The organism is Ruania zhangjianzhongii, from assembly GCF_008000995.1.
Taxonomy (GTDB): Bacteria; Actinomycetota; Actinomycetes; order Actinomycetales; family Beutenbergiaceae; genus Ruania; species Ruania zhangjianzhongii.
This window is the reverse complement of record NZ_CP042828.1, coordinates 4,615,633-4,639,791: the sequence shown is the minus strand read 5'-3', so window position 1 is coordinate 4,639,791 and position 24,159 is coordinate 4,615,633. Positions and strand designations below refer to the sequence as shown.

The following is a 24,159-nucleotide window of genomic DNA, read 5'->3' as shown; positions in this document are numbered from 1 at the left end:
CTGCGATGACCGTGACCTGCCTGGTCCTCGCCACGCTCTGCCATGTCCGGGTGGTGCTGGCCGGATTCACCTGGGTGCCACCCGAGACCGAAGTCGGCTATCTGCCGCTGTTCGCACTCGGCGTCTCGGCCATTCACTGGTGGCGTCAGGACGACGCCACCAGACGCTACGCTGACCACGCGTAGACCTGGCCGAGGGAGCAGGGAGTCTCAGATCAGCTCGACGAGGTCCTTGATCCCGTCCATCACCGCGGTCGGCCGGTAGGGGTAGGCCTCCACCTCCTCGGCCTTCGTGGAGCCGGTGAGCACCAGGTAGGTGCGCAGCCCTGCTTCCATCCCGGCCACCACGTCGGTGTCCATCCGGTCGCCGATCATCGCGGTGTGCTCGGAGTGCGCGTTGATCCGGTTCAGCGCGGTGCGGATCATCACCGGGTTCGGCTTGCCCACGAAGTACGGCTCACGTTTGGTGGCGGCGGTGATCATCGCGGCCACCGCACCGGTCGCGGGCAACGGGCCTTCCACCGACGGTCCGGTCACATCCGGGTTGGTGGCGATGAACCGGGCGCCGTCGTTGATCAGCCGGATCGCCCGGGTGATCGCCGAGAACGAGTAGGTGCGGGTCTCCCCGAGCACCACGTAGTCCGGTGTGCTGCTGGTGAGGATGTAACCGTGCTCGTACAGCGCCGTGGTCAGTCCCGCCTCGCCGATGACGTACGCGCTGCCGCCGGGCACCTGGTCGGCCAGGAACGAGGCTGTTGCCAGCGCCGAGGTCCAGATCGCACTCTCGTCCACGTCGATCCCGGACGCGCGCAGCCGGGCGGCCAGGTCCCGCGGGGTGTAGATCGAATTGTTGGTGAGGATCTGGAACGGGATCTCCCGCTCCCGCAGGCGAGCGATGAACTCGGCGGCACCCGGCAGGGCGTGCTCCTCGTGCACCAGGACCCCGTCCATATCGGTGAGCCAGTTCGCGATCCGGTCGGGCATCTCGTCTCCTCGATGAAGATCCTCGGGTGCGTCACTCCCAGGGTAGCCAGCCCACCGTGCGAGCGTGCTCACCGGCTGCCCGGCAGACGCACGAAGGGTGTTCCAACGGATACCGGGGCCGGGAGATACTGAGGCGGTGAGTGACGAAGCCGTGGGGGTGGGACCGTGGCCCGGAGCGTGGCCTCAGGATGAGCGACTCGACCCCGAGTTGCTCACCCACGGCGACCGGCGGAACGTGCTCGATGCCTACCGGTACTGGCGGATGGAAGCGATCGTCGCCGACCTGGACACCCGTCGGCACCCGTTCCACGTGGCGATCGAGAACTGGGGCCGGGACTTCAACATCGGGTCGGTGGTGCGCAGCGCGAACGCCTTCGGCGCCGCGGCAGTGCACATCGTCGGGCGACGGCGGTGGAACCGTCGCGGTGCGATGGTCACCGATCGTTATCAGCACGTGCTCCATCACGACGGCGTGGCCTCCTTCGCCCAATGGACCGCCGAGCGAGAGCTACCGATCCTGGGAGTGGACAACGTGCCCGGCTCGGTGCCGATCGAGGGGCACAGCCTGCCGTCGGCGTGCGTACTGCTGTTCGGAGAGGAGTCCCAGGGCCTGACCGCCGAGGCCCAGGAGGCCGCAGAGGTGGTGCTGCACATCAGTCAGTACGGCTCCACCCGGTCGATCAACGCCGGGGCTGCTGCGGCCATCGCCATGCACAGCTGGATCACTCAGCACGCCCAGCCTCAGCACTGACCAGCCCGCCAGCGCACCCACCCGTGCAGCCGGACCGCGGGACGCACACCGTGAATGGGGACTACTCCCCACCGAGCCCCCTGCCGCTCAGCGTCCGCCCTGCGTACCATGTGCCCTGTTGCAAGATTCGGAGACGAGGGGTTCTGAGGAGGGCTCACCCATGGGCCAGGAAGTCAGTTTTGATCTGGACACCGCGGTTCAGCAGATGACCGCGATCAACGAGGTCGCCACGGACATCAAGCAGATCGAGGAGCAGTTCAATGGCGTCACCAGCCGCCAGGTCCCGGCCGACTGGACGCACGAGAACGGTGCTGTCGGCTTCGCGAACCAGTTTCGCGCCACCGGCGACGGCCTCGGCCGAGCACTCCTCACCTTGCAGAAGGACATGGTCGAGATGTACGAAGAGTTGAAGAAGACAATCGACGAGTTCGTCGCCAACGATGAAGAGAAGCAGGCGCGATACAACGCGCTGATCATCAAGTACAACCTGAAGGACATCGCCGACAACTTGAACATGGCCGGTGCCGCGGCCGGTGCCATGGTTGGCGGGGGCGGCGGGAAGACAATGGCGGTCTGATGCGACAGTCACTGGCACACGAGCAGCGAGGGGTTGAAAGATGAGCAGCAAGTACACCGACCGCCTGGCCGCGGTTGCGAACACAGCGGTCCAGGCGGATCCGTCTCGGCAGGACACTGGTCTCGAACTTCGGCGGCTCGTCGAGTCGGTCCAGGAGCTGGGCGAATCCGTCCGGCACGTGCGGACCAGGCAGAAGTCGTTCGAGGGAGAGACCGGCGACGCCATCGACGGACGGTTGATGAAGTCGGAGAAGTACCTGGACACCTTCGTGCAGAACATCGGCGCGGTGAACAACGTGCAGTACGGCGCCTCCGACGCGGTCTCGCGCGCTGGTCAGGCGTACGGGCAGCTCCCCGGTCTGGACCTGAGTGCCGAGACCGAGAGGACCCTGGAGATCGCTGCACAGACCGGTGGACTGGTGATGGCCGGCCCGCTCGGCGCGGTGGCCGCGGACAAGGCGTTCGACTGGCTCATGGGCCAGCAGGAGGAACAGCGCGAGAATGCTGCGCGCCAGGTGCTGGACCAGTTCGACAAGGACATGCGCGACTCCGAGCGGGCGATGCGCGAGATCCAGATGCGGGTCGAGAACGAGAACCCGGACAACCAGCCAGGTGATGGGGATGACGATCCTGGCGGTACGCCGCCCGGCGAGGTCGATCCTCCGGGCAACGTTTCTCCGCCCCCTAGCGTTCCGCCGGGTACTCCCGGAAACCCGGGGAACCCCGGAAATCCAGGGGGCCCGGACCTTCCGCCGGGCATTCCTGGCCCTGGCGACCCGGGCTACCCCGGGGGCCCGGGCGACGGGCCCGGTGGGCCTGGTGGTCCCGGCGTCCCCGGTCCCGGCGACCCGGGCTGGCCAGGTGGGCCTGGTGTTCCCGGTCCCGGCGACCCGGGCTGGCCCGGTGGCCCCGGCGACGGGCCCGGTGGACCTGGCTACCCCGGCCCTGGCGACCCCGGTTACCCCGGTCCTGGCGACCCGGGTTACCCCGGTGGGCCCGGTTACCCCGGTCCCGGCGACCCGGGCTACCCCGGTGGCCCGGGTGGCGGCGGCGATGACAGCGTCTCGATCGACGGCAGCGTCGGCGGCAGCGTTCCCGGAGCCGGCGGTGTGCCGAGCATCGGCGCCGCCGGTGGTGCTGGTGCACCGAGCGTCGGTGGCGTCGGCGGTGGCGTCGGTGCAGGGATGGGCGTCGGTGGAGCCGCACTGGGTGCGGCCGCCGCGAACCGTCTCTCCGGACGCGCCGGTGGCGGCATGACTGGTGGTACCGGTGTGTTGCCCGGTGGCCCCGGCGCCGGTGCAGGTGGCGCCGGCGGTGCGGGTGGCCGTGGCGGGATGATGCCCGGGATGATGGGCGGTGGCGCAGGTGGTGCCGGCGGCAAGAAGAAGCGCCGCGGTGGCGACCTGGACCCGTACCTGCTCAAGGATGATGACGAGGCACTGGACGCGGGCAACCTGGGTGCCGGTGGCCGGGACTCCCTCGATGTGGACGACCTGCCCGAGGAACGCCTGGACTGGTGACCTGACCGGCGCACGCGCGCGCCGATCCAGGTGAGCTCCGCCGTCGGGAATACCACCCGGCGGCGGAGCTCTCTGTACTTCGTGGGAGACTGAAGCGACCGCACACATCCTGATGCAGGAGAACTTCCATGGGTATTGCTTCCCCCGAGGTCTACGCCGAGATGATCGACCGGGCGAAGGCGCGTTCCTTCGCCTACCCGGCCGTCAACGTCACGTCGTCTCAGACCCTCACAGCTGCGCTGCGCGGCTTCGCCGAGGCCGAGAGCGACGGCATCATCCAGGTGTCCGTCGGTGGCGCCGAGTACGCGTCCGGCTCCACCATCAAGGACCGGGTCGCTGGATCGATGGCCCTGGCCGCCTATGCCGCCGAGGTGGCCAAGAACTATCCGATCACCGTGGCACTGCACACCGACCACTGCGCCAAGGAGAACCTGGACAGCTGGGTGCGCCCGCTGCTCGCGCTGGAGGCTGAGCAGGTCAAGGCCGGCAAGCTGCCCTCGTTCCAGTCGCACATGTGGGACGGCTCCGCGGTGCCGCTGGAGGAGAACTTGGTGATCGCCGAGGAACTGCTCGACCTCTCCCAGGCCGCTCGCACCCTCCTCGAGATCGAGGTCGGCGTGGTCGGCGGCGAAGAGGACGGCGTCGCGAACGAGATCAACGAGAAGCTCTACACCACGGTCGAGGACGGCTTGGCCACGGTGCGCGCGCTCGGTACCGGCGAGAAGGGCCGCTACCTGACCGCGCTCACCTTCGGCAACGTGCACGGTGTGTACAAGCCGGGTCACGTGAAGCTGCGCCCGGAGATCCTTGGCGAGATCCAGTCCGCCGTCGGCGCCGAGGTGGGCAAGGAGAACCCGTTCGACCTGGTGTTCCACGGGGGCTCCGGCTCCACTGCCGAGGAGATCGCCACCGCCGTGGACAACGGGGTGATCAAGATGAACATCGACACTGACACCCAGTACGCGTTCACCCGCCCCGCGGTCACGCACATGTTCACCAATTACGACGGTGTGCTCAAGATCGACGGCGAGGTGGGCAACAAGAAGGCCTACGACCCGCGCGCCTGGGGCAAGGCAGCCGAGGCCGGGATGGCCGCACGGCTGGTGGAGGCTGCTGAGTCGCTGCGCTCCGCCGGCCAGAAGATCGGCTGACGCCGCACCCGAACGGCGACGCCGCCCGGTCCGATGAGGACCGGGCGGCGTTGCTGTGTGAACGGGCGCCTACCGGGCGGCGCGGTGGGGAAGGATATACACCAGCAGCGCGATCCCGCCGAGAATGGCGGCAGCGCCGAGGACCGTCAGTCCCGGCACGTAGCTACCGGACGAGCTCAGGATGGCGCCGACCAGTGCGCCCGCAACGATGCCACCACCCCCCGCACCGAAGCCGTTGATGATCCCGCTCGCGGGCCCGACGGCGTGCTGTGGCACCGACGCGGTAGCGATGGCCCAGATGTTCGGTGTGTACGAAGCGGTGAAGTAGCCCAGCCCGATAATGATCAAGGTCATCTGCACCCCCGGTGAGTCGGTGAGTGCCAGACAGGCCAGCAGGATGCCCCCGACGATCAGCCCCGAGGTGGCGATCGCTCCTCGGTGCCCGGTGCGGTCACTGATGATCATCATCGGAATGGTCAGGAGCAGCGACGCGAGGTACGGGGCTGCGGAGAGCAGTCCGGTGAGATTCGGTGCAAACCCGAGAGCGGGGACGACCAGGGGGATGAACAGTGTGATGCCCCAGAACAGCATGCCGTTCGTGAAGTAGCTGAACACGATCAGCACGAACTTCCAGCCGCCGAAGTCGGCAAAGCTGAGGCGCTTCCGGTCCGTTCGCTCTACAGACGTCGGCTGCTGTTCGCTGGGCGAGTTGTCAGCGGTAGCCCGAGCTGCTGTGCCGCCTGACTCAGTGGGCAGAAACTTCGTATAGAGCGGAACGACGATCAGCAGTCCGATGGCGCCGAGGACCCAGAACATCGGGCGCCAGCCGAAGGATGCCTCCAGCGGGGTGAGGATGAAGAAGCCCAGTGCGAGGGCGAGGTACTGGCCGTAGTACTGGATCATCGCACTGGCCCGGGTCATCTCGCGTTCGTCGAACCACGCCTTGGCGATGCGGAACTGTTGCGGCCAGTAGATGCCCTCGAAGATGCCCACTGCCACCCGGAGGGCGACGAGCGTCCCGACCGAGTCAGCGAAGCCGATCAGTGCGGTGGCCAAGGAGAATCCGGCAGTGGTGGCGACGAGGATCCATTTGGCGTCGATGCGTGCGGTGAGGAAGCCGCCGAGCAGGTTCGAGATCAGGTAGCCGAACAGGAACGCCGTCAATGTCAGGCTTGACGTCTTGGCGAACGCCTCACCTGCGAAGCCCAAGTCCTCGGAGATGTTGGTGATGCCGACCGACAGGTTCGACCGGTCGAGATAGGCGAAGAACAGTCCGAACAGCAGTAGCCCGCCGATGCGGAGCCACTTGTGCTGCAGCGGTTGAGTCGTGGGGGCGGTGGTCATAGCGCGGGTCCTCGATCCTCTCTGACTGGTCATACCCGGTAGGCCTCGATGAGGGACCGGTCGATCTCGATACCGAGGCCCGGTCCTTCGGGGACGTGCAGCACTGGGCCGAGGTCCAGCGACGAGAGGTGGTCACGGAAGGTGTTCGGTGCTTGGTCCAGCTCGATGACTGGACCTGCTCTCCCCATCGACGGGGTGACGACGGGTAGCGCCGTGGCGAGGTGCAGTCCTGCTGCGAGCGTGATGGCCGACCCCCACACGTGAGGGAGCGTGGGGATGCCGTGCGCGCTGGCCTGTTCGGCGATCAGGACCGCCTCGCGGAGGCCGCCGCAGGCGGTGGCGTCCGGCTGCAGCACATCCACTGCCCGGGACTCCATCAGTTGGCGCATACCCCAGCGCGTGAACTCCGACTCACCGCCGGCAATGGGAACGTCGAGGGCGCTGCGTACCTCGCGGTAGCCGTCGAGGTCCTCGGGAATCACGGGCTCCTCGAAGAACCACAGGTTGAGGTCGCGCGTTGCGCGGCCAAAGGCCATTGCTTCAGTGGGCGTATAGCCGCGGTTGGCATCGACCGCGAGCTGAACGTCTTCGCCCAGAGCAGCTCGGGCGCGAGTCACGCGTGCGATGTCGCCGGGCAGGTCGGCGCCGATCTTCATCTTGACGTAGCGATAGCCCTGGCCGATCAGGTGGGCGGCTTCGGCCTCGATGTCGTCCTTCCATTCGCCGCCGTAGTAGAAGCCGGAGGCGTACGCGGCAAGCTCCTCGGGCAGTCGTCCGCCGAGGAGCTTGTACACCGGGAGTCCGGTCTGCTTGCCGGCGATGTCCCACAGCGCGATCTCAATGCCGGAGATGGCCGCGATCGGCAAGCCCTTCCGACCCCACTCGCGATTCTTGTTGTACATCGCTTCCCACAGCGAGATGCGTTCCCAAGGGTCGGCGCCGATGACCAGGTCCGCGAAAACGCTCTCGATCAAGGCACGGTTTGGTTCTGCCGGACCGAAGCACTCTCCCCATCCGATGGTGCCGTCGGTGGTCTCGATCTCGACCAGGCAGCTCGCTCGGCTCGTCCAGAACCACTGCGACATACCAAACGGGATGGGTAGTTCTTCCATGATGACGTGCGTGCTGACGCGCTCGATCTTCACGATCGGTCCTTCCAGGGTCGCGGGGGTGCCACCGATCCGCGCTGGATCAGCGAACTGGGGATGACGTGCTGGCGGTCATCGGTGCTCTCACCGGTCACAGCGTTGAGGACGAGCTCAGCGGCCTTGGCCCCCATCTCCTCGATCGGCTGAGCGATCACGGTGATCGGTGGGTCGTGCAGTGCGAGCCACCCGACATCGGTGAAGCCGACGATGGACATGTCGTCTGGGCACCGCAGGCCGCGGCGGAGCATCGTGGCGAGGAGTCCCTCGGTGACCGGGGCGTTGAAGCCGATCACACCGGTGATCCCCGGATCTTCGTCGAGCAGTTCGTCGAGGGCGGTCCCGGCTGCTATTCGAGTGCCATCGGTATAACGAACCTGGCCGGACGCGCCTGTGTGTGCCCGGACTGCGTTCCAGAAGCCTTGTTCTCGGCTCGCGGTGGTGGAGGCGCCCTGCGGACCGAGTACGGCAGCGATGTGCTGATGGCCGGCGTCGAGCAACTCATCGGTCGCCTTCCGCACGACGACTGCCTCGTCGGTGATCACGCTCGGCACGGCGAATCCTGGGATGGTGCGGCTCACTGTGACCACGTGCCGGAAGGCGGTGATGTCGTCCGCGCCGAGCGTGCTGTCGACCGCCGGGACGCAGACGAGTCCGGTCGGTCGGTAGCCCGCGAGTGTGTCGAGGCGCTGTCGCTCGATCGCGGCGTCGTCATCGCAGTTGGCGAGCATCACGGTGTATCCGCGTGGCTGGAGCGCATGCTCCAGTGCGCGATGGAGCCTGGCATAGAACGGGTTGCCGATGTCTGCGACCAGCAGGCCGATCATCGACATCCGGCGAGAGCGTAGTCCGCGCCCGACGTTGCTCGGCCGGTACCCCTGCCTGGCTACTTCGGCCAGCACCTTGTCCCGGGTGGCGGGGCTCACCGGCCCTGACTCGTTCAGTACCCGGGAGACTGTCTGGGCGCTCACCCCCACGGCCGCCGCAACGGTCCACACGGTAGCGGGTGCCTTCACCATCTAGCTCCTCATTTCCGTGGATGTTATCGATAACACCCTGGTCAGAGTAGAGCGCGGGAGCGTGATGCGCAACTGCACTCGACCAGCACAGGCCCGATTTCTGCACTGCCGCCCAGGCCCGGTGCTGATCGGGCAGGTTCACCCCGGCGTTGGTGAGCAGCAGAAATTGGAGCGACGAGTGTCGGTGGCTGTCTCTACAGTTGATCCGCTATGACCTCGACCGCCACCCGAACTCCCAGCACCACGCCGGTGGTGCCACCAGCCAGTCTGGACCCCGCCCGGCGGGTGGACTGGCGACGGCTGCGGCGCCCGGCTGCGGCCGTGGCGCTGATCGGCAGCGCGATTGCCGCGATCGGCCAGACCTATGGCACCGTGGTGGCGGGCCGGATCGCCGAGAACCCCACGGCCGCGCTGGTGCTGCTGCTGGCGTCCTGTGTGGTGGGTGCGGCACTGGCAGACACTGTCGGGCGCATCATCTGGGCGACCGTCTCGGACCGCGCCGAGGGCCGGTTGCGCCAGGACCTGCTCACCGCTGCCCTGTACCAGCCGCTCGCCATCCTCTCTGAGCAGGCCGTCGGGGAGATCCTCGACCGTGTCGATGACGACACCCACGAGGTGGGGACGTTGGTGCGGCTCCAGGGCTGGCACATGATGCGCGCCGTGTTTGCCGTGCTGCCGATGTGGCTGGTCGCCGGCCTGACCTGGTGGCCCGCGTTCGTGATGTTCCCGGTGATCGCCGCAGCGACGGGCTGGCTGATCCGTCCGCTGTTGCGGCCGATCGCCGAGAGCAAGGTGATCGAGGAGATCGCCTGGACCGACCATGCGGCCGTCCTGGAGGAGGGCGTCGCCGGGCGGGACGACTTGCGCACCAGCTTGGGCCAGTCGTTCGTGGTCCGCCGCCTGGCCGAGCTCTCCGCGCGGGTGCACGAGAAGTTCGCAGTGGTGCAGCGGCTGGAGTCGCGGCTGCTGCGCCGTGCCGGGGTGTTGCTGCACGCCCTGCTGGTGGCCATCGGCGTCACCGGCGCCGCGCTCGTACTCACCGACGGGATGTCGATCGCCCGCCTGGTCACGCTGTTCCTGGTCACGACGACGTTCGTCGGTCTGGTCGAGCAGGTCGCCGAGCAGCTCCCCGAGCTGCAGGCTGGAATGGGTGCTCTGATCCGGCTGCGGCAGATGCTTTCCTCGCCGCCGGAGCCGGTGGGCGGTCAGGAGCTGCCCCAGGGCGGTATCGACGTCGAGCTGAGGGGTCTGCACTTCGCCTACGAGGAGGGGGCGTTCGCGCTCCGGGACGTGGACCTGTACGTCCCGGCCGGGCACACCATCGCGTTGGTGGGTCGCACCGGATCCGGGAAGTCGACTCTGGCCTCGCTCCTCTCGCGCGCTGTGGAACCGCCCGAACAGACCGTGTTCCTCGGCGGGACCGATGTGCGCGAGCTCGACCTGCAGCAGCTGCGTGCCGCCGTCGGCGTGGTCAGCCAGCGCACTGACATTCTCGCCGGCACCCTGGAACAGAACATCACGCTGTTCCAGGATCACCCGCGCGCCCGGGTGCAGGCAGCGATCACCGAGCTCGGGCTCACCGGCTGGGTCGATGGTCTGCCGAACGGTCTGGACACCCCGCTGGGTGCCGGCGGCACCACGCTCTCCGCCGGCGAGGAGCAACTGGTGGCCTTCGCCCGTCTGCTGGTGCGGGACGTGAGCGTCGTCGTGCTGGACGAGGCGACCGCACGGATGGACCCGCTGACCGAGCGCCGGGTGGTCGCCGCCTCGGACCGGCTGCTGCGTCGGCGCACCGGGATCCTGATCGCCCACCGGTTGTCTACCACCGAGCGTGCCGAACAGGTGGCGGTGCTCGAAGACGGCCGGGTCGTCCAGCAGGGCAGTCGCGCGGAGCTGGCCCAGGCCCCGGGGCAGTTCCTGCGACTGCTCGAGGCTGCGGAGTCAGCCGAGAGCCTGGGCGCCCCTGTGGAGGGTCGCGCGCAACCCGCACCCGAGGTGGCGACCGGCGCCGCCGGGACCTCCTCGATCGGCACGGGCGATGGCGACGCTCCCGCTGATGACCCGTCCTCGCCCGCCGGCCCGCCGACCGGGGTAGGTCACCGGCGGCGTACCGGAGAGCCGCCGGAGCGCCCCGAGGTCGGGACCGGGCCCAGCCTCACCCGCGGAATCGCCCGCGCGCTCCTGGTGCGACCTGCCTGGGGCGTCGGTGGTGCGGTCGGGTTCTTGTTCGCCGCGCTGCTCGGTGCCCAGGGGGCACTCACCGGATTCATCTGGGGCGAGCTGGTGGTGCAGCTGCAAGACGGCGGGGCCGTGCTCTGGTTGCTGATCGCCCTGGTGGTCTCACTGCTGGCAGCACCCCTGGTGCTCGCCGATGCGGTGTGGCGCTACCCGCGGTGGTGGATCGAGGTGCTGTTGCGCACCCGGATGACCGTGCTCTTCGGCCAGACCAAGCAGCACCGGCTCCCGCGCACTCCGCCCGGTGAGGTGGTGGCGCGGACGATGGATGCCGACCGGTATGCCCGATACGCCGACCGGTGGGTCGACTTCATCAACGGTCTGGTGATCGCCGTGGCCACGGCACTGCTCGGCGGCACCTGGCTGGCCGGCGCCGTGCTGCTCGCGGTGATGGTGGCCTCCGCGGCTGCCTCCAGCGTGGGCCGACCGGTGGCCGGACGCTCGGCCACCGCGGCCGCCAACACCCGGGCTGGCTTCGGCCGCGCCCTGGTGTCCGCACTGGACTCGGCCCGCACGGTCAAGCTCGCCGGGGCTACCCCGGCAGTGCACGCGCACCTGCGCCAGGTCGACGCCGGACGCGTGGATGCGGCCGTGCGTGAGCACCGGGTGCAGGCCGTGCTGTACGGCGTGCCTGTGGTGATGGTGCAGGTCGGAGTGGTCGCCGCCTGGGCTCCGGTGTTGTGGGACTGGTGGGGCTTGGCCACGGCGCTGCTGGTGGCGAACGCCGTGAACGGTTTCGGCTGGTTCGGGATCGTGGCCGGTTCGGTGATCACCGAGGCGCCGGGCACCCGGTCCTGGCAGCGAGCCACCAGCTCGTTCGCCGGCGGTGTGGACCTGATGGACGGTGCACCGGGCGTGGACCTGCTCACCGGCCAGTCACCGCCGCCGCGTGCGGGTGAGCGTGAGGCGTTGCACGAGCTCCGCCTAGCGACCCTGACCGCAGTGCACGACGACGGCACGATCGGAGCCCAGGACGTCGACCTGACCGTCGCTTCCGGGGAGCTGGTGCTGCTCGTCGGGGCAGGTCGGCTCGGGCAAGTCCAGTCTGCTCGATGTGCTCGCCGGGCTGGTCGCCCACCGCGGGTCGATCAGCTGGAACGGCCGCGAGATCACCGACGCCGAAGAGGTGCTGCGCCCCGGCCGGGTGGCGCACGTCGCGCAGGTCCCGCGGGTGCTCTCCGGGACCTTCGCGGACAACATCGCACTGGGGCACGAGCGCGGGCTCGACCGCCCGATCGCCGATGCCCGGTTGACGCGGGACGTCGCTGCCGCCGGTGGGGTGGACGCGGTGATCGGGCACCGTGGCGTGCGGCTCTCCGGCGGTCAGGTGCAGCGGCTGGCGCTCGCCCGGGCCCTGGCTACCGATGCCGAGCTGCTGCTCGCCGACGACGTCTCCAGTGCGCTGGATGCCGCCACCGAGCTGGAGCTGTGGGCTGCACTGCGGGAACGCCGCGCCACCGTGATCGGCGCGACGGCGAAGCGCGCGGCACTGGCGCTGGCCGACCGGGTGGTGGTGCTCACCGCGGGACAGGTCGCGGCAGTGGGGCCCTGGCGCGAGCTCGAGTCGCGTTGGGGGCACCTGGCCGGCTGAGCTGGGTGCCAGCGGGGATCAGGGCGAGTGGCCCGCGGCGCGACTGGTGGCCGTCACCTGTGGCGCGTGACCGGGGGCGCACTACGCCCGTGCGTACCTCGAACAGGGGCGCGCCACGCCCGTGCGCACCTCGAACAGTGGCGCGCTACGCCCGTGTGTACCTCGAACAGTGGCGCGCCGGCCCTGCTCAGTTCTCGTGGGTGTCCCGGTCGCCGTCGACCACGTCGACGAGGTCCCCGATCCGGGTGACGTCGAGCAGGAACCGCACCACGTCCGGCGGCTTGATCAGGCTCAGCCGGCCCGGCGTGCGGTTCGCCAGACGCGCCAGCAGAGCGATGCCGGAGGAGTCCATGAAGGTCACGTGCCGGGCGTCCACCTGGACCGGTAACCCGGCGGCCTCGGCGTCGGTGACGGCCTCGGTGAGGTCGTCGGTGAGCGCGACGTCGATCTCCCCGGAGAGCACCAGGCGGGTGCAGTCGGGGTCCAACAGCGTGTGTACGGACCCAGCGCCGTTGGTCTCACGGGGCGCGTCCGTGCCGGAACTGTTAGCGTCTGGCATCGGGCCTCCTTGAGGGGTACGGATACCGCGCGTGTGCGTGGATGTCCGCTAGGTCACACCGTAGACGATGGAGGGTGCGGTGATGAACAACTTTGCCCGATCGGGCGAGACTGAGTCTGACGGAGCCCTCGATGGTCCCAGGACTGCGGTCCGCGAGGACGCACGTGCTGCCGCAGCAGAGGTGGTGCTCGACGGCGAGCGTGCGGTGGCCGTGGTGGACTTGGCCGGGTCGGGACTGGTGCTGCGCTGGGCGAACACCGCGTTTCAGCAGATCACCGGGTATACCGCTCGAGAAGGCCGCGCCCGCGGCGAACTGATCAGCCCGGGCTACCGGTCGGTGGTGCTCGCCGAGATCGCCGAGCATGCGATCGACGGTGCGAGCTTCTCGCTCACTGTGCCGATGCTGCGTGCGGACGGGCACGAGATCGTGCTCGATGCCGTCGTCACGCCGCGGGCGGTGGAGGGGGCGATCCGGCGGTTCGTGTTCGTGCAGAGCAGCCCGCCGCAGCCGGTGCGCACCGATATGCAGGACCTGGTGCACCATTCCCGGCACACCTTGGAGGCCCTCGCGAAGGTCTCCGATGTGATCCATGAAGGTGAGGACGGCGACGCCCTGACGGTGATCTCGCGAGCGCTGTGCCAGCACGTCTTCGCCTGGTGCGGCTTTTTCACCGAGGACTCTGTGCTACGCCCGATCACCGGGTTGGACAGCGTCACCGCCGAACGCGGGCGGCATCCGCGCCGCGGCATCACCTATTCCGATGAGGAGGATCCGGTCGGCCGGCTGCTGGTCACCGGGCCGATGCGCAGGATGCGGCTCGATCTAGACGCCGTCTACCTGCCGGGGAGCGCCAGCCAACAGCTCGCCGACCTGATCAACGCCGCCACCCAGCGCGGTCCCGACCTGCGCCGGGAGGCGATCGTGGCTCCGCTCCGGGGGCGTGGCGGTGTGCTCGGACTGATGGCGGTGATCGAGCCGGGCGAACGTGCTGCCGCGCAGGAGTCGGGCCTGCTGCTGGAGTCCACCGCCCAGCGGGTGGGTCTGGCGATGGACCACGTGCGGCTCACCGAGGCCGAGCATGTGCTGGCCGAGACGCTGCAACGGGCGATGCTCCCGGATCTGGATCACATCGACTCCCTGGACGTCTGGACCTACTACTCCCCGAACGCCGAGCATGCCCAGGTGGGCGGGGACTGGTACGACGTGGTGCACCTTGGCGACGATGTGATCGGCGCTGTGGTGGGGGACGTCGTCGGGCATGACGTGGAGGCGGCTGCCGCGATGGGCCAGCTGCGGTCGGTCCTGCGCACGTTCGCGAACGAGCTCCACGATCCGGGCACTGTGCTCTCCCGGCTGGACGGAATGGTGGAGAGCATGCGGATCCGCCGCCCTGCCTCCTTGGTGTACGCCACCCTGCAGCCCAGCGCCGTGACGCCCGGGGAGTGGACTCTGCGGTACAGCAGCGCGGGTCATCTGCCCGGGCTGGTGGTCTCGGCCGGCGAGGTGACGGAGATGAGTTCGGCACGTGGGCCGTTGATGGGTTTCGGCGACGGTGGTCGGTCCACTGCCGAGCTGCCGCTCGAACCGGGGGACGTGCTGGTGCTGTACACCGACGGCCTCGTGGAGCGCCGAGACCGCCCCGTGCATGACGGCGTCGCACGCCTTCGGGAGGTGATGCTCGCTGCCGCAGCCGAGGAAGATGCGGCCGGCGTCGGCGAACAGGTGCTGCGGCAGTTCGCGGCGCCCCCGGAGGACGACATCGCTGTGGTGGTGATTCGGGTACCCAGCCTCGAGGGCGGGATGGGACGCCGCGGCCGGTTCCGTCGTTGGCGGCTGGCGCCCGCGACCGACTCGGTGCGGCGGGCGCGCCGACTGGTCGCAGAGGCGTGCTCTTCCTGGGACCGTGACCCGGCCGTTGTGGAACTGATCGTCTCCGAGTTGGTGGCGAACGCCGTCCTGTACGGCGAGGGTCCGGTGCTGCTGCGGTTGCAGGACACCGGCGACGGCGTCCGGATCGAGGTGGAGGACGGCAATCCGGTCCCACCCACGCACCTGGAGCCGCACGCCGCGCGCGTCGGTGGCTACGGGATGCAGATCGTGGAGCGGCTGGCCGACTGGGGCTGGCGGCCTTCCGGGACCGGGAAGGTGGTCTGGGCGCGGGTGCACGGCGACACCACGTTGCAGGTCTCGGCCGAGCCCTGAGCGGGTCACGGCCCGATGGTCGAGTCCTGACGCCATGGCGGCGCGACGCCCGCGGAGAGCCTGCGCGATGGCCGGCCCTGACGGCGTCGGGGCGGCGTGCATGCTTGCGGAGAGGCGGAGGGGTCCGTGCTGGTGCCGGCAGCGGTGGTCAGGCGCTGGCGTGGTTGCGGCGTTGATCCCGGCAGTGGTGCGTGCTGTCCACTTCGACCCGGTCGAGCACGCCGCACACTTCGAGCACGAACAAGTCCCGAGGGCCCGCGCCACGCAGCACCGTGCTACCGCCGAGCCGCTTGTCCTGCTCCACGAGTGCGGCGATCCAGGCGGCCCCGGTGGAGTCCATGAAGTTCATCCGACACAGGTCCAGCGTGAGGTTCGCGCGTCCCCGGAGTCCGATCCGGCGCAGCGTGGCTTCGCCGTAGTCCCGGGAGGTGAGGTCGAGGTCGCCGGTGACCGTGACGAGCATGCCGCTGCCCGACGCCACGACATCGATCATCACAAAGGGGCCTTCCACTGGGTGCTCCGTGGAGACTAGTCCTCGTGCAGCGACTCTGCATGTCGAGGAGGGCGGCGGGATTTCTCGCACTGGTATCCGGGCGTCCGCGCACTGGTGTCCGGCGCGAGAGCGCCTCGACCCGGTGGGACGGGTGCAAGCCTGTGGTCCGCAGGTTGAGCGTGCCTGTTGTCGGTGGCCGGGGGCGAGACGGCGATGAGAGAGTGAGGTCATGACCCAGAACTTGCTCGAGCCCGAGCCCACTCGCCTGCCCGAGGACCACCCGGACATGGCCGCCCGCGCCGCCCTGGACGAGGGCGTCGACCTGCGTGAGGTGGCCGCCCGCTACCCCGCCGCCAGTTATCCCTGGGCTCTGCTTGCCCGGGCCAGCCTCTCCGCCGGCGACCCGGTGAGCGCCTACGCCTTTGCGCGCACCGGCTACCACCGTGGGCTGGACTCCCTGCGCAAGGCCGGCTGGCGCGGCGCCGGCCCGATCCCTGCCGACCATGTGCCGAACCAGGGGTTCCTGATCGCGCTGCTCGCGCTCGCGGATGCTGCCGAGAAGATCGGTGAGGACGAGGAGGCGCAGCGCTGCCGCACCCTCGCCGACGATTCCGATCCCGCCGCCCGCCAGCTCTGACCCGCGCTCACTTCCCTTCACCCCTCCGCCCCCGTGAATCGATCCAGTCGTTACTTGCTGCGCCAGCGCGATACCTGGGGTAACTACCCGACGTGACGAGTGTCGAACGAGTCGGCAGCCCGTCGGCCGCCGTCGGTCAGGGGGAGAAGATTCTCTGCGCGAAGTTCTATCCCGCAGGTTCGGCTGACGCCTGATCGACCGCTGCGCCGGCAACACGGGAGTATTGCGAGCCGGAAGGGGTGCGGTCCAGCAGTTCGGCGTCGACCAGGCGGCGTCGTAGGCCCGCCGTGTCCTGGCTGAACGGGGTGAGACGTTCGTTGAGTTCCTTCTCGGTCAGCACGTCGTCGTTGGTGAGCACCTCGCCGGCAATGAATGCGAGCAGTCCGTGTAGCTCGGTGGCGTCCGACGGGTAGCGGTCGATCTCACCCCGTCCGTTGAGGAATCGCTCGGGGCCGGTTCGGTCGGCGGGCCGGGGGATCGCTGCCAGCAACTGGGTGAAGACCTCGCTGCGGTCCCGGTAGCCGTCGCCGTCCTTGCTGATCAGGCCGGCCTTGACGAGGGACTCGAGCACGTGGCGTCTCCTGGCCGGACTGAGGCCGTCGCCAAGGGTTTCCGCCTCATGCCCGAGCACCACCTGCGCATAGACGCGGCGAGTTTGGGGATTGTTCAGTGCCGCGACGATCGGACGCCAGTCGGCCTGGTTCTCGGACATGGGCCCACTGTAGAACCGCGCCTGTGCTGCCCTCGGGTGCCGCCGCTGCTACGCCTGTTCCACAGAGGGAGTCATCGGGACCTCAATCGGCACGCAGTCGCCCACTGGACCGTCCGCGATCGCGAGGCTGGTGGCGGCCGTGGCGCCAGGCTGCCTGTCCTCGAGTGTGCCCATGTAGACCACGACGAGCGTTTGGCCGTCCTGAAGAGAGCCGGCCGGGACCAGCTGGGTCGTATCTCCCCCGCCAGCGTCCGGCACGGGCAGCCAGTGTGGCCAGTCTCGTTCGCCGGGAAACCGGCCTGGTGCGCACATCGTATCCGCCGGCAGCACCGTGATGTCGGCGGTGATCCCGTGGTCGGCGAGGGCCGACTCCAACTCGATGGTGCCCTCGGGCCTGAACAGGCTGAAGCTGACATCGCCGGCGGAGTTCTCCTCCACCGCATAGGCGGGCCATGCCGACGTACAGCTCCCGAGCGCCCAGCTCGGCATCGAGGCGTTCTTCCGTCCGGCGCAGTGCGTCGTCATCCAGGAGCGCGCGGCCGCTGATGCGCGCCGCGGTGCGCCGTTCGCGCGCAGAACTGCGGTGCCACTGTGCGACGACGTTGCGAGCGATCCCGTAGAGCCAACCGATCGGAGTTCCCCGGGAGGCGTCGTAATGGGCTGCGGATTCGATCGCTGCGACGAAGATGTCCGCGGTCAGATCGGCTGCGATATGCGGGTCGCCTACCCGGCGCGCCACGAACCCTTCCACTGCGCGTACATGCGCCCGGTAGAAGCGCTCGAAGGCGTCGGGATCGGTGCCGATGCCCCGGATCTCGTTCATACCCTTACTTGGCTCTCATCTGCCGGAGTGTTACACACCCGTTGGCGCACGGACAGCGTTCCGCCGGGAGACGCCGCGCCGACCGGTAGGCTGCGGTGGGGTCCGGCACGGGCCGGAAACGAAGGAAGGAACCTCGATGCCAGCGGTTGTAGTCCTCGGCGCCCAGTGGGGCGACGAAGGCAAGGGCAAGGCGACGGACCAGCTTGGCTCCCGGGTCGATTACGTGGTGAAGTTCAACGGCGGTAACAACGCCGGGCACACCGTGGTGGTCGGCGAGGAGAAGTACGCCCTGCACCTGCTGCCCTCGGGGATCCTCTCCCCAGGGTGCGTGCCGGTGATCGGCAACGGCGTCGTCGTGGACCTCGAGGTGCTGTTCGAGGAGCTGGACGCCCTCACCGCCCGCGGGGTGGACGTGTCCAAGCTGCTGGTCTCCTCCAGTGCGCACGTGATCCCCAGCTACAACCGCACGCTGGACAAGGTCACCGAACGGTTCCTCGGCAAGCGGCAGATCGGTACGACCGGTCGCGGCATCGGCCCCAGCTATGCGGACAAGATGAGCCGGGTCGGCATCCGGATTGCGGACCTCTTCGACGAGACCATCCTGCGGGAGAAGGTCGAGGGCGCGCTGGACCAGAAGAACCAGATCCTGGTGAAGATCTACAACCGGCGTGCCGCCGATATCGACGCCGTCACCGAGGAGCTGCTCTCCTACGCCGACCGGATCCGCCCGATGGTCGCCGATACCTCCCTGGTCCTGAACCAGGCGTTGGATGCCGGCAAGACGCTGGTCTTCGAAGCCGGCCAGGCCACCATGCTGGACGTCGACCACGGCACCTACCCGTTCGTCACCTCGTCCTCGGCCACTGCCGGTGGTGCGGCCACCGGCTCCGGGATCGGCCCGACCCGGCTGGACCGGATCGTCGGCGTGATCAAGGCCTACACCACCCGCGTGGGTGAGGGTCCGTTCCCCACCGAGCTGGATGACGACGACGGTGAGGCACTGCGCAAGGCCGGTGGCGAGTACGGGGTCACCACCGGGCGGCCGCGCCGTTGCGGCTGGTATGACGCGGTGATCGCCCGCTATGCGACTCGGATCAACGGCCTCACTGATCTGGTGCTCACTAAACTCGATGTGCTCACCGGCTGGGAGAAGGTCCCGGTCTGTGTGGCCTACGACGTTGACGGGGTGCGGCACGACGAGATGCCGGTGGACCAGACCGCCTTTCACCACGCCACCCCGATCTACGAGTACCTCGACGGCTGGTGGGAGGACATCTCCGGCGCCCGCAGCTTCGAGGACCTGCCGATCAACGCCCAGCGTTACGTGCTCGCCCTGGAGGAGATGTCCGGAACACGGGTGTCCGCGATCGGGGTGGGTCCGGACCGGGAAGCGACGATCGTGCGGTACGACCTGCTCGACGACTGAGGCGCACCACCCGTCCTCCCACCTCGCAACCGCTGCCCGCTGCGTGCCGGTATCGATGCGCCAAGTGGATTCCGTTGGCGGGCGGCCGTGGCCGCTGGGGTGGGTGCGCCCGCGGGGGCGGGGTTCGGGATTCGCGTGCCGCTAGCCGTCGACGGCGGAGCTCGTCCGGTCTGTTCGCTCGCCCTGGCTGTTCGCCCGGAGGGCGCTGATCGCAAGCAGCACGGCGGGCACCAGCAGCACCGCGGCAGCCAGGTTCACCGCGCGGAATCCGCCGGCAGCAAGGATCGGTCCGGCGAGGGCTGCCACGGCGGCGCCGGCGTAGTTCATCCCGGCGTCGGTGGCCCCTTGCAGCGGTATCCGCACCTGGTCGGCGCTCACCCCGGCCAGCAGCGTCGAGGCAGCGATCAGTGAGGCGGACCAGCCCAGGCCGAGCACCACGAGTGCTACGGCTGTCATCCGCGGGTCGCCGCCGGTGCTTGCCGCCAGGATCCCCAGCAGGACCGCCAGCGCGAGGATCCCGATTCCGCAGATGGCGATCCGCACGCCGCCGAACTTGTCCGCGAGCCAGCCGAACACCGGGCTGAGGGCGTACATGCCGAGCACGTGCAGGCTGATCACGATGCCCACCAGCTCCAGACCCATCCCGTGGTGCTGCATGTGCAGCGGGGTCATCACCATGACCATCACCATCGTGGCGTGCGCCACCGCGATCAGCACGACGGCGAACCGGGCGACTGGGTGGCGCACGGCCCAGCGAAGCGCAGCCAGAGCGCCGACCGCGCGCGGGGTCACGGCGGGATCGGTGGGGTCGCCGACCTCCGCATGCTCTGGCGTGACCGCTGCCGCCTCGACCGCCGCGGCCTCGGGCGCTGCCGCCGCCTCGGGCGCTGTCGCCTCGGGCGCTGCCGCCTCGACCGCCGCCGCCTCGGGCGCTGCCGCCACCGCGGGCGCCGTCGCCTCGGATGCCGCCGCTTCGGTCTGGGCTGGCCCGGCCCGATCCGGCATGTTCCGCTCGGCGACTGCCACACTCGGCATGGTGAGCCTGGCCACCGGCCGGAAGAACACCCCGATCAGCGTCGCAGCTGCCGCAAAGGCGAGCACGGAGAACAGGTAGGGACCCGCGAGAGCAGGCACGCTGAACGATGGCCCGAGACCTGCACCGGCGGCGCTGAGGTTCGGGCCGGCGACCGACCCGATCGTGGTCGCCCAGATCACCACCGACATCGACTTCGCCCGGCTGGTGGCCGGGGCGCCGTCGGCCGCCGCGTACCGGGACTGCAGGTTCGTGGCCTGCGCGACCCCGAACGTGCCCAGCCCGAGCAGCAGCACCAGCAGGGAGTCGGCGACCGCTGCGGCGAGAATCAAGAAGGCGCCGAGCAGTGCGATCAGGTAGCCGATCGTCAACGACCAGCGCCGCCCCCGCCGGGTGGCCATCGACGCCAGCGGGATTGCCGCCACCGCCGCCCCGAGCACACTGGCCGCTTGCGCCAGGCCGGCCACCTCGGTACTGCCGACCTGTTCGGCGAGCAGTCCGCCCACCGCCACCCCGGAGGCGACGCCGACACCGCCGAGCACGTTGCTCACCGCGAGCAGGGTGAGCGCTCGGGCACGCGAGCCGGTGCCGGTCATCGATCCCTCCCCAGCCCACGACTTATCCGATCGTGCGGCCGGTTGGCCAGTCTAGGCACTACCGGGCGACCGGTGATCATCCGGTGAGAATGCGCCGCGTGGCCTCGTCGGCCGGCAGGAACGTCTCCAGGTGCAGACCTTCGAGCGCGGCATCGGTGACGGTGGTCAGCTGGGCCGTCGTGCTGAACAGATGGAGCACCTGCGCGCCGGCGCGCAGGTCCATCGTGAGTACCGGCCCGCTCGACTGTGACTCGCCCGACTCTCGGCCCCGGTGCAGGGCCATCTCGGCTGCCAGCTGCTGGTGCCGCGGGTCGCCGGTGCGCTCCGCCCGGGAGGCGACCTGGTGGTGCAGGTGCGCCGCCCACTGGTCGAAGTTCTCGATCCGCGGCGCCAGACCGCTGGGGTGAACGCTCAGCCGGAGAACGTTCACCGGTGGTTCCAGCAACTCGGCCGCGCATCCGTCGAGCAGCGCGTCGACTGCCGCGTTGCTATCCACCACATCCCAGTAGTCGTCCAGCAGCAGCGCGGGGTACGGCAGGTGGGCATCGAGCAGACCACGCAACCCGTCCATCACCGAGGCGAGCGAGGAGTCCTGCAGGGGGTGGTCGGGGTAGCGGGGTGCATAGCCGGCAGCGAGCAGGAGGCGGTTGCGCGCTCGCAGCGGTACGTCGAGATGATCCGCCAGCCGCAGCAGCATCGCTGAGGTGGGGTGAGCCTTGCCGGTCTCCACCCGGCTCAGGTGGCGCGTGGAGACAGCGGAGACATTGGACAGCTCCTGCTGGCTGAACCGGCGGCGCTCCCGCCAGCCGCGGAGGATCTCTCCGACCGGTGCGGGGGCCTCGAGCGTGGTCATGCCTCGAGCCTAGGGGCCGGAAGTCGGGTGGGTCATGACCTGGCAGGTCATGGCTGCCAGGACGCTGTGGCGGCAGAGTCATCCTCACCCACCGCACCAGCAACGATTCGGAGCAGATCATGAACCACATCGTCGACGGCTACCTGGCCACCTGGAACTCTGCCCCCGGCGAGCGCGCGAGCCTGCTGGCCGAACACTTCTCCCCGGAGCTGACCTACACCGACCCGATGGCGCAGGTGACCGGGCACGACGGTCTCACCGCACTCATCGACAGTATCCAGGCCCAGTTCCCGGACTTCGTCTTCGCACCCATCGGCACTCCGGACGCTCACCACGACCAGGTGCGCTTCCAGTGGGGCCTGGGTCCCGCCGGCGGCGAACCGGTGGTGATCGGCTTCGATGTCGCCGTCCTCGCCGCCGACGGTCGCATCCAGGATGTCCGCGGCTTCCTGGACAAGGTGCCGGCCTGAGGGCGGGCTGGGGACCAGGCCGTCGCGCCCACGCACCCCAGGCGGCGGGCCACGCATCGTACGATCGAGACCGACCGCCGTCGTGCTGGAACGAAGCCGGTTGACCGGTCAGCAGCAGGAGTACCAACGAGAGAGCTGAGATGACGCACACCACCGACTTCGACGCCATCGAGATCGAGCACCTGCGCGAGGTCGGCAGCGTGAAGTGGTCCACCCATCCCGAGGCGCTCGGCGCGTTCGTCGCCGAGATGGACTTTCCGCCCGCGCCGGTGATCACCCAGGCGCTGCACGAGGCGGTCGACGTCGGGCTGTTCGGCTACCTCCCGGACCCCCTCGCCCACGAGATGTCGCATGCCTATGCCGACTGGTCGTCGTCGGTCTACGGCTGGGACACCCCAGCCGAACGGGTGCGTCCGCTGGCCGACGTGATCTCCGGGCTGCAGGCAGCGATCGAGCACTTCTCGCGCGATGGCTCGCCGGTGATCCTGCCGACGCCCGCGTACATGCCCTTCCTCACCGTGCCGCCGTCGATGGGCCGGGAGGTGATCCAGGTACCGATGGCCCGCGACGGCGACCGGTACGTCTACGACCTGGACGCCCTCGACGCCGCATTCCGGGCGGGCGGACATCTGCTCATCCTGTGCAACCCGCACAATCCGATCGGCCGGGTGCTGGAGCGAGAGGAGATGGTCCAGATCGCGGAGGTGGTCGAACGTCACGGTGGGCGGGTGTTCTCCGACGAGATCCACGCGCCGCTGGTGTTCGGCGATCACGTGCACGTGCCGTACGCCTCGACCAGCGAGGTCGCGGCCGAGCACACGGTCACCGCTGCGTCGGCGTCGAAGGCGTGGAACCTCCCCGGGATGAAGTGTGCCCAGCTGATCTTGTCCAACGAGGCGGACGCGGCCAGGTGGGCCCGGGTCGGCCACTCGTTCGAGCACGGCGCCGCCAACCTCGGCGTGATCGCCGCTATCGCCGCCTTCACCCGGGGTCGGCCCTGGCTGCAGGACGTGCTGGGCTACCTGGACGGGAACCGCCACCTGCTGCGCGACCTGCTCGCCGAGCACCTGCCCGAGGTGGGCTACACCCCGCCGGAGGGGACCTACCTGGCGTGGTTGGACCTGCGCGAACTCGGTCTGGGAGACCGGCCTGCGCAGTTCCTGCGGGAGAAGGCCGGGGTCGCGCTCACCGACGGCACCGCATGCGGCGGGGTCGGCGCCGGCTTCGTCCGACTGAACTTCGCCACCCCGCGGCCGATCCTCGCCCAGATTGTGGAACAGATGGCCGAGGCGGTGCGGTCCCGGTAGCGCTCGCGCCGGAGAGGTTGCGTGAACGCCCCTTGGTGCGGGGAAAACTGGATCGCCAGCCGCGCGAGAGAACGTTCGCGGTAGGCGCGGTGGCTCAACCCGCGGTGATCGTGGTGCGCACCGGCACCCCAGCGGTGAGGTTGTCCAGCACCGGGCAGTGCGCTTCCACCTTGCGAATCAGCTCGTCGTAGGCTTCGGCCGGCTCCGGCCCAAGGATTCGGGTGGTCACCTCGATCTGACCGAAGCCTGGGCGCACGTCGGCATCCACACCGAGGAAACCGCGCAGGTCGATCGGGCCGGCCAGCTCCACCTTCACGTCATCCACGGCCAGGCCGAGCTTGGCGGCCCACACCTTCACGGTGATCACCTGGCATGCGGCAAGAGCGGCCAGCAGGTGTTCCACCGGGTTGGCGCCCACGTTCTCCCCGCCCAGGGCGGGCGGCTCGTCGATGGTGAACTCGTGCTTGCCCGCGGTGATCTCCACCTGGGTGTTCGTGCCCGCTGCCAGGGTGGCCTGCACACCGAAGCGCACGGTGGCGGCGTCGGTGTCGGCGCTGGACAGGGCGGTCGAGGTCTGCGTGATCAGCTCGGTCAGGTCGATGGCGGGTGCTGTGGTGTTCGTCATGGACCGATCCTCGCCGGAGACCGGTGGTGCTCGCTGAGCGAGCAGAAAGGTCTCGTCATGCGGACGACGGCGGAGCTCACCAGGCGCAGGTCCGTCGCCGAGGACCG

At 69.2% G+C, this 24,159-nt stretch carries 22 protein-coding genes and 2 pseudogenes; 12 read left to right on the top strand and 12 right to left on the bottom strand.

Annotated elements, in window-relative coordinates; translation table 11 throughout:
• Nucleotides 1-5: 5 nt before the first annotated feature.
• Nucleotides 6-185 (top strand): hypothetical protein, encoded by a 180-nt coding sequence (locus tag FU260_RS21410; RefSeq protein ID WP_147918890.1) that lies wholly within the window; start codon nt 6-8, stop codon nt 183-185.
• Between the two features lie 24 nt (nt 186-209).
• Here the strand turns inward: FU260_RS21410 and FU260_RS21405 are convergent, their stop codons facing one another.
• Nucleotides 210-983, bottom strand: a complete 774-nt coding sequence (locus tag FU260_RS21405) for an HAD-IIA family hydrolase (RefSeq protein WP_147918889.1) — start codon at nt 981-983, stop codon at nt 210-212.
• A 136-nt stretch (nt 984-1,119) separates the two neighbouring features.
• Between FU260_RS21405 and FU260_RS21400 the strand changes: the two genes are divergently transcribed.
• From FU260_RS21400 to fbaA, 4 genes are all read left to right on the top strand, one after another.
• Nucleotides 1,120-1,734, top strand: a complete 615-nt coding sequence (locus tag FU260_RS21400; protein WP_328592982.1) for a TrmH family RNA methyltransferase — start codon at nt 1,120-1,122, stop codon at nt 1,732-1,734.
• Between the two features lie 160 nt (nt 1,735-1,894).
• Nucleotides 1,895-2,311: a hypothetical protein gene (locus tag FU260_RS21395; RefSeq protein WP_147918888.1), complete on the top strand. Its 417-nt coding sequence runs from the start codon at nt 1,895-1,897 to the stop codon at nt 2,309-2,311.
• A gap of 40 nt (nt 2,312-2,351) precedes the next feature.
• Nucleotides 2,352-3,830, top strand: coding sequence for a hypothetical protein (locus FU260_RS23720; RefSeq protein ID WP_168211585.1), 1,479 nt, complete (start codon nt 2,352-2,354; stop codon nt 3,828-3,830).
• A 128-nt stretch (nt 3,831-3,958) separates the two neighbouring features.
• Nucleotides 3,959-4,981 (top strand): class II fructose-bisphosphate aldolase, encoded by a 1,023-nt coding sequence (fbaA, locus tag FU260_RS21385; RefSeq protein WP_147918886.1) that lies wholly within the window; start codon nt 3,959-3,961, stop codon nt 4,979-4,981.
• Between the two features lie 69 nt (nt 4,982-5,050).
• Here fbaA and FU260_RS21380 read toward each other — a convergent pair whose 3' ends face one another.
• From FU260_RS21380 to FU260_RS21370, 3 genes are read right to left on the bottom strand one after another with little or no spacing between them, the layout of a single operon-like run.
• Nucleotides 5,051-6,325 carry an MFS transporter gene (locus tag FU260_RS21380; RefSeq protein WP_147918885.1) on the bottom strand — a complete coding sequence of 425 codons (1,275 nt, stop codon included), beginning with the start codon at nt 6,323-6,325 and terminating at the stop codon, nt 5,051-5,053.
• A gap of 29 nt (nt 6,326-6,354) precedes the next feature.
• A complete protein-coding gene (locus FU260_RS21375) occupies nt 6,355-7,470 on the bottom strand; it encodes a mandelate racemase/muconate lactonizing enzyme family protein (RefSeq protein WP_147918884.1) in 1,116 nt (371 codons plus the stop codon).
• Nucleotides 7,467-8,486 carry a LacI family DNA-binding transcriptional regulator gene (locus FU260_RS21370; RefSeq protein ID WP_168211901.1) on the bottom strand — a complete coding sequence of 340 codons (1,020 nt, stop codon included), beginning with the start codon at nt 8,484-8,486 and terminating at the stop codon, nt 7,467-7,469. The genes FU260_RS21375 and FU260_RS21370 overlap by 4 nt, the downstream gene beginning before the upstream one ends.
• A gap of 213 nt (nt 8,487-8,699) precedes the next feature.
• On the opposite strand from FU260_RS21370, the pseudogene FU260_RS24510 reads away from it, so the two are divergent.
• Together FU260_RS24510 and FU260_RS24505 are read left to right on the top strand one after the other, a co-directional pair.
• A pseudogene (locus FU260_RS24510) lies at nt 8,700-10,157 on the top strand (ATP-binding cassette domain-containing protein); the annotation flags it as partial.
• A 1,621-nt stretch (nt 10,158-11,778) separates the two neighbouring features.
• Complete coding sequence (locus tag FU260_RS24505; RefSeq protein ID WP_342355257.1) at nt 11,779-12,315, top strand: ATP-binding cassette domain-containing protein; 537 nt, start codon at nt 11,779-11,781, stop codon at nt 12,313-12,315.
• A gap of 187 nt (nt 12,316-12,502) precedes the next feature.
• Here the strand turns inward: FU260_RS24505 and FU260_RS21360 are convergent, their stop codons facing one another.
• On the bottom strand, nt 12,503-12,874 hold the full coding sequence (locus FU260_RS21360) for an STAS domain-containing protein (protein ID WP_147918882.1): 372 nt from the start codon (nt 12,872-12,874) through the stop codon (nt 12,503-12,505).
• Between the two features lie 82 nt (nt 12,875-12,956).
• Between FU260_RS21360 and FU260_RS21355 the strand changes: the two genes are divergently transcribed.
• Entirely contained in the window at nt 12,957-15,077 is a 2,121-nt protein-coding gene (locus tag FU260_RS21355) for an ATP-binding SpoIIE family protein phosphatase (RefSeq protein WP_168211900.1), read from the top strand.
• A gap of 148 nt (nt 15,078-15,225) precedes the next feature.
• Here FU260_RS21355 and FU260_RS21350 read toward each other — a convergent pair whose 3' ends face one another.
• Complete coding sequence (locus tag FU260_RS21350; RefSeq protein ID WP_235912097.1) at nt 15,226-15,588, bottom strand: STAS domain-containing protein; 363 nt, start codon at nt 15,586-15,588, stop codon at nt 15,226-15,228.
• A 211-nt stretch (nt 15,589-15,799) separates the two neighbouring features.
• Here FU260_RS21350 and FU260_RS21345 point away from each other — a divergent pair, with 211 nt between their 5' ends.
• Entirely contained in the window at nt 15,800-16,207 is a 408-nt protein-coding gene (locus tag FU260_RS21345; protein WP_147918880.1) for a DUF3151 domain-containing protein, read from the top strand.
• Between the two features lie 166 nt (nt 16,208-16,373).
• Here the strand turns inward: FU260_RS21345 and FU260_RS21340 are convergent, their stop codons facing one another.
• The 3 genes and pseudogenes from FU260_RS21340 to FU260_RS24670 all read right to left on the bottom strand — a co-directional run.
• Nucleotides 16,374-16,919: a DUF2087 domain-containing protein gene (locus FU260_RS21340; protein ID WP_147918879.1), complete on the bottom strand. Its 546-nt coding sequence runs from the start codon at nt 16,917-16,919 to the stop codon at nt 16,374-16,376.
• A 48-nt stretch (nt 16,920-16,967) separates the two neighbouring features.
• The gene (locus FU260_RS24290) at nt 16,968-17,408 is read right to left on the bottom strand and encodes a hypothetical protein (RefSeq protein WP_244951253.1); all 441 of its coding nucleotides are present in this window, start codon (nt 17,406-17,408) and stop codon (nt 16,968-16,970) included.
• A 91-nt stretch (nt 17,409-17,499) separates the two neighbouring features.
• Nucleotides 17,500-17,742: pseudogene (locus FU260_RS24670) on the bottom strand (RNA polymerase sigma factor); the annotation flags it as partial.
• Between the two features lie 136 nt (nt 17,743-17,878).
• On the opposite strand from FU260_RS24670, the gene FU260_RS21330 reads away from it, so the two are divergent.
• The gene (locus tag FU260_RS21330) at nt 17,879-19,168 is read left to right on the top strand and encodes an adenylosuccinate synthase (protein ID WP_147918877.1); all 1,290 of its coding nucleotides are present in this window, start codon (nt 17,879-17,881) and stop codon (nt 19,166-19,168) included.
• 141 nt (nt 19,169-19,309) lie between these two features.
• Here FU260_RS21330 and FU260_RS21325 read toward each other — a convergent pair whose 3' ends face one another.
• On the bottom strand, nt 19,310-20,797 hold the full coding sequence (locus FU260_RS21325; RefSeq protein ID WP_147918876.1) for an MFS transporter: 1,488 nt from the start codon (nt 20,795-20,797) through the stop codon (nt 19,310-19,312).
• 76 nt (nt 20,798-20,873) lie between these two features.
• Nucleotides 20,874-21,650, bottom strand: a complete 777-nt coding sequence (locus tag FU260_RS21320; RefSeq protein ID WP_147918875.1) for a helix-turn-helix domain-containing protein — start codon at nt 21,648-21,650, stop codon at nt 20,874-20,876.
• Nucleotides 21,651-21,769: 119 nt separating this feature from the next.
• Here FU260_RS21320 and FU260_RS21315 point away from each other — a divergent pair, with 119 nt between their 5' ends.
• Entirely contained in the window at nt 21,770-22,120 is a 351-nt protein-coding gene (locus FU260_RS21315; RefSeq protein ID WP_187368340.1) for a nuclear transport factor 2 family protein, read from the top strand.
• A 140-nt stretch (nt 22,121-22,260) separates the two neighbouring features.
• On the top strand, nt 22,261-23,427 hold the full coding sequence (locus FU260_RS21310; protein WP_147918873.1) for a MalY/PatB family protein: 1,167 nt from the start codon (nt 22,261-22,263) through the stop codon (nt 23,425-23,427).
• Nucleotides 23,428-23,521: 94 nt separating this feature from the next.
• Here FU260_RS21310 and FU260_RS21305 read toward each other — a convergent pair whose 3' ends face one another.
• Nucleotides 23,522-24,052 carry an OsmC family protein gene (locus FU260_RS21305; protein ID WP_147918872.1) on the bottom strand — a complete coding sequence of 177 codons (531 nt, stop codon included), beginning with the start codon at nt 24,050-24,052 and terminating at the stop codon, nt 23,522-23,524.
• Nucleotides 24,053-24,159: the final 107 nt, after the last annotated feature.